The organism is Corallococcus llansteffanensis, assembly GCF_003612055.1.
Lineage (GTDB): Bacteria > Myxococcota > Myxococcia > Myxococcales > Myxococcaceae > Corallococcus > Corallococcus llansteffanensis.
In genome coordinates this window covers 1-3445 of record NZ_RAWB01000804.1, presented here as the reverse complement: position 1 = coordinate 3445, position 3445 = coordinate 1, and the positions used below count along the sequence as shown (strand labels likewise).

Annotated in this window: 4 protein-coding genes and 1 pseudogene; all 5 read left to right on the top strand. The window is 69.6% G+C overall.

Features of this window, described 5'->3' with window-relative positions; translation table 11 throughout:
- Positions 1–208: pseudogene (locus D7V93_RS40455) on the top strand (serine/threonine protein kinase); the annotation flags it as partial.
- An 85-nt stretch (positions 209–293) separates the two neighbouring features.
- Positions 294–818 (top strand): MerR family transcriptional regulator, encoded by a 525-nt coding sequence (locus D7V93_RS40450; RefSeq protein ID WP_120648346.1) that lies wholly within the window; start codon positions 294–296, stop codon positions 816–818.
- 54 nt (positions 819–872) lie between these two features.
- Positions 873–1367 (top strand): sigma factor-like helix-turn-helix DNA-binding protein, encoded by a 495-nt coding sequence (locus D7V93_RS40445; RefSeq protein ID WP_120613286.1) that lies wholly within the window; start codon positions 873–875, stop codon positions 1365–1367.
- 107 nt (positions 1368–1474) lie between these two features.
- Positions 1475–3019, top strand: coding sequence for a bifunctional phosphoribosylaminoimidazolecarboxamide formyltransferase/IMP cyclohydrolase (gene purH, locus D7V93_RS40440; protein WP_120648345.1), 1545 nt, complete (start codon positions 1475–1477; stop codon positions 3017–3019).
- A gap of 4 nt (positions 3020–3023) precedes the next feature.
- On the top strand, positions 3024–3445 hold a 422-nt coding region (locus D7V93_RS47135; RefSeq protein WP_244237804.1), incomplete at its 3' end, for a zinc-ribbon domain-containing protein.

Sequence of the window (3445 nt, the reverse complement as noted above, 5' to 3'; positions counted from 1 at the left end):
GGGCACGCTCCAGGTGAGTGCCAACCCGTACGCGACGGTCTTCCTGGGCACGAAGCGGCTGGGCGACGTGCAGGGCCGCACGTCCTTCAAGGTCGCGCCCGGCACCTACAAGCTGCACTTCGAGCACCCGGCGGGCACGCGGACGTACACCGTCGTCGTCCCCGCCAACGGCACCGTGACCCAGGACTTCCGAGCGTTGAACGGGTGACGTCCGCCCGCCCGCCTGCTCGTCCTCCTTGACGGATGACGCGTGAATCTGGCACCTATGCGGTCCATTCAGTAGCTTCTATTCAATGGAATCCATGGACCTGCTTGCGCCCGAGGAACTTGAGCGCATCGAGCGTGAGAACGCGGGGGGACTGCCCGCGAACGCGATCCTGGAGATCTTCCGGCCGCGGGGCGTGAGGCTGTCGGAGGCGACGTTCCGGAAGTACGTCCAGGCCGGGCTCCTGCCGCGCAGCCGTCGCGTGGGCCGCAAGGGCAAGCACCAGGGCAGCCTGGGCCTCTACCCGGTGGAGGCGGTGCGGCGCATCAACGTCATCAAGAAGATGATGGCCGAAGGACACACCCTGGAGGACATCCGCCGGTCCTTTGTGTTCCACCGCAACCACATCGACCAGCTCCAGCGGGACCTGTCCGAGGTGCTGGACGGGTTCCAGGAGGAGCTGGGAGGGCGGCCGCTGGGAGGAGAACGCAGGAAGTCACTCGAAGCCCAGTTGGCAACGCTGAGGCAACGGGCGCAGGATCTGGTCCGGGATGTCGCCCGGTTGGGCAGCGCCGTCACGGCGCGCGAAGACGAAATGCTCCGGCCGCAATAGGATGCCCCCCAGGGTCCTGTTGAACCGGATAGACTCCACACATCTGGAGGAATCATGTCGGAAGTGAAGCAGCTGCAGGAGGGCGAGGGGGGAGGGGTCGAGGAGGAGCTGCCCGCGGAACGCCGGCGCTCCAAGACCATGTCGCGCAAGGAGATGGCCCGCGACCTGCGCCGTCGCAGGCTCGCCGGTCAGCTGGACCCGGAAGAGGCGGAGACGCTCAAGCTCGTGGACGAGCAGCGCCCCCGCACCCGCGCCGACTGCATCAACGGTCCCCGTCCGTGTCTCTTCGTGTCCTGCAAGCACAACCTGTACCTGGACGTGAACCCGGAGACGGGCTCCATCAAGCTGAACTTCCCGGACAAGGAAATCACCGAGCTGGAGCACACCTGCGCCCTGGACGTGGCGGAGAAGGGTGGCATCACGCTCGAAGAGGTGGGGGAGATCATGAACCTCACCCGCGAGCGCATCCGTCAGGTGGAGACGCGCGGCCTGATGAAGCTGCGTGAAGCCGTCGACGAAGAGCCGCCCGTGTCCGCTCGCAAGCCCTGAGGTCGGGCCCGTGTGTCGTGCCGTCGCTGGGGTGACGTGTTGCGTTGACACCCCAGGGGGTGGTTGCTAGGACCCGCGCCACCCCCCCCGCACCCCGAGGCGCACACGTGCTGGCTCTCCTGAGCGTTTCCGACAAGCGCGGTCTGGTCCCCTTTGCCCAAGGCCTGGTCCGGCTGGGCTACCGACTGCTCTCCACCGGCGGCACCCTGGAGGCCCTCAAGGCCGCCAGCATCCCCGCCACCCAGGTGTCCGAGCACACGCAGAGCCCTGAAATCCTCGGCGGCCGCGTGAAGACGCTCCACCCCCGAATCCACGGCGGCATCCTCGGCCGGCCCGACCTGGAGAGCGATCGGGCGGAGATGGCGGCGAACCGCATCGAGCCCATCTCGCTGGTGGCCGTGAACCTCTACCCGTTCCGCAAGACGGTGGCGTCGGGCGCGGGCGAGGACGACGTCATCGAGAACATCGACATCGGCGGGCCGGCGATGGTCCGCGCGTCGGCGAAGAACTTCAAGCACGTGGCCGTGGTGGTGGACCCGGACGACTACCCGGCGGTGCTCGCTGAAATCGAGGGCCACAAGGCGGTGGGCGAGGAGACGCGGCGCCGGCTGATGCGCAAGGCGTTCGCGCACACGGCCGCCTACGACGCGTCCATCTCCGGGTGGCTGTCGGGCGAGGCGCAGGAGCCGTTCCCGCAGGAGCTGTCGCTCGCGTTCCAGAAGGTGCAGGGGCTGCGCTACGGGGAGAACCCGCACCAGCGCGGCGCCTTCTACCGCGAGTTCCAGACGCCGAAGGAGCCGTCGGTGGCGTTCGCCAAGGTGCTCCAGGGCAAGGAGCTCTCGTACAACAACATCCTGGACCTGGACGCGGCCCTGGGGCTCGTCCTGGAGTTCCCGGAGAAGCCCTGCGCGGTGGTCATCAAGCACAACACCCCGTGCGGCGTGGCGGTGGATGACGTGCTGGAGCGGGCCTACCGCACCGCCCGGGCGGTGGACGAGGTGTCCGCCTTCGGGGGCATCGTGGCCTTCAACCGCGAGGTGGACGAGGCCGTCGCGAAGGCCATGGCGGAGACGTTCCTGGAGGCGGTCATCGCGCCGTCGTACTCGGCCGCGGCGCTCCAGGTGCTCGCGACCAAGAAGAACCTGCGCCTCTTGGAGGCGGGCCCGGAGCTGGCGTCCCCCACGGCGCGGCCGCGTCCCCAGGTGGACGCCCGGAGCGTGTCGGGCGGCATGCTGCTGATGGACCGCGACGCGGTGGAGCCGCCCCTGGAGTGGAAGGTCGTCTCCAAGCGCGCGCCCACCCTGGAGGAGGAGCGAGCGCTGCGCTTCGCCTGGAAGGTGTGCAAGCACGTCAAGAGCAACGCCATCGTGTTCGCAGCCGGGCACCAGCTGCTCGCCCAGGGCGGCGGCCAGACGAACCGGGTGGACTCGGTGCGCATCGCGATGACGCGTGGCGGCGAGGCCCTGAAGGGCAGCGCGGTGGCCTCGGACGCCTTCTTCCCCTTCCGGGACGGGCTGGACGAGGCGGCCCGGGCAGGCGCCACGGCGGTCATCCAGCCGGGCGGTTCCGTCCGGGATCCGGAGGTGATCGCCGCCGCCGACGAACATGGGATGGCCATGGTGGTGACGGGAGTGCGACACTTCCGTCACTAACTTCATGCGCATCGTCTGTCAGAAATGCGCGGCGGCCTACGCGATCGACGATCGGTTGATCTCGGCCAAGGGCGTCCGCGCGCAGTGTCCCCGCTGCCGTCACCTCCAGCTCGTGAAGCGGGAGGCGTCCGCCGCGTCCGTGACGGCCACTCCAGGCGAGGGTGTCGCTCCGCCCGTGTCGGGGCCCGAGCCGAGGAGCAACCCGGCCGCCCCCGCGCAGCCGCTCGCTCGGGAGCCGAAGAGCAACCCGGCCGCCCCCGCGCAGCCGCTCGCTCGGGAGCCGAGGAGCAACCCGGCTGCTGCGTCAGCGCCCCGGAGTGCTCCCGCCGCCGCGAAGCCCGTGGAGGCTCCCGCCGCGAAGGCGGCCCCGGCGTCGGACCTCTTCGGGGACTTCAGTTCGATGCCCGAACTGGGGCCACCGGGGAG

Bases quoted from the DNA above. Each gene is read 5' to 3' on its own strand.
- D7V93_RS40450 (WP_120648346.1), top strand. From the start codon at position 294: ATGGAATCCATGGACCTGCTTGCGCCCGAGGAACTTGAGCGCATCGAG.
- D7V93_RS40445 (WP_120613286.1), top strand. From the start codon at position 873: ATGTCGGAAGTGAAGCAGCTGCAGGAGGGCGAGGGGGGAGGGGTCGAG.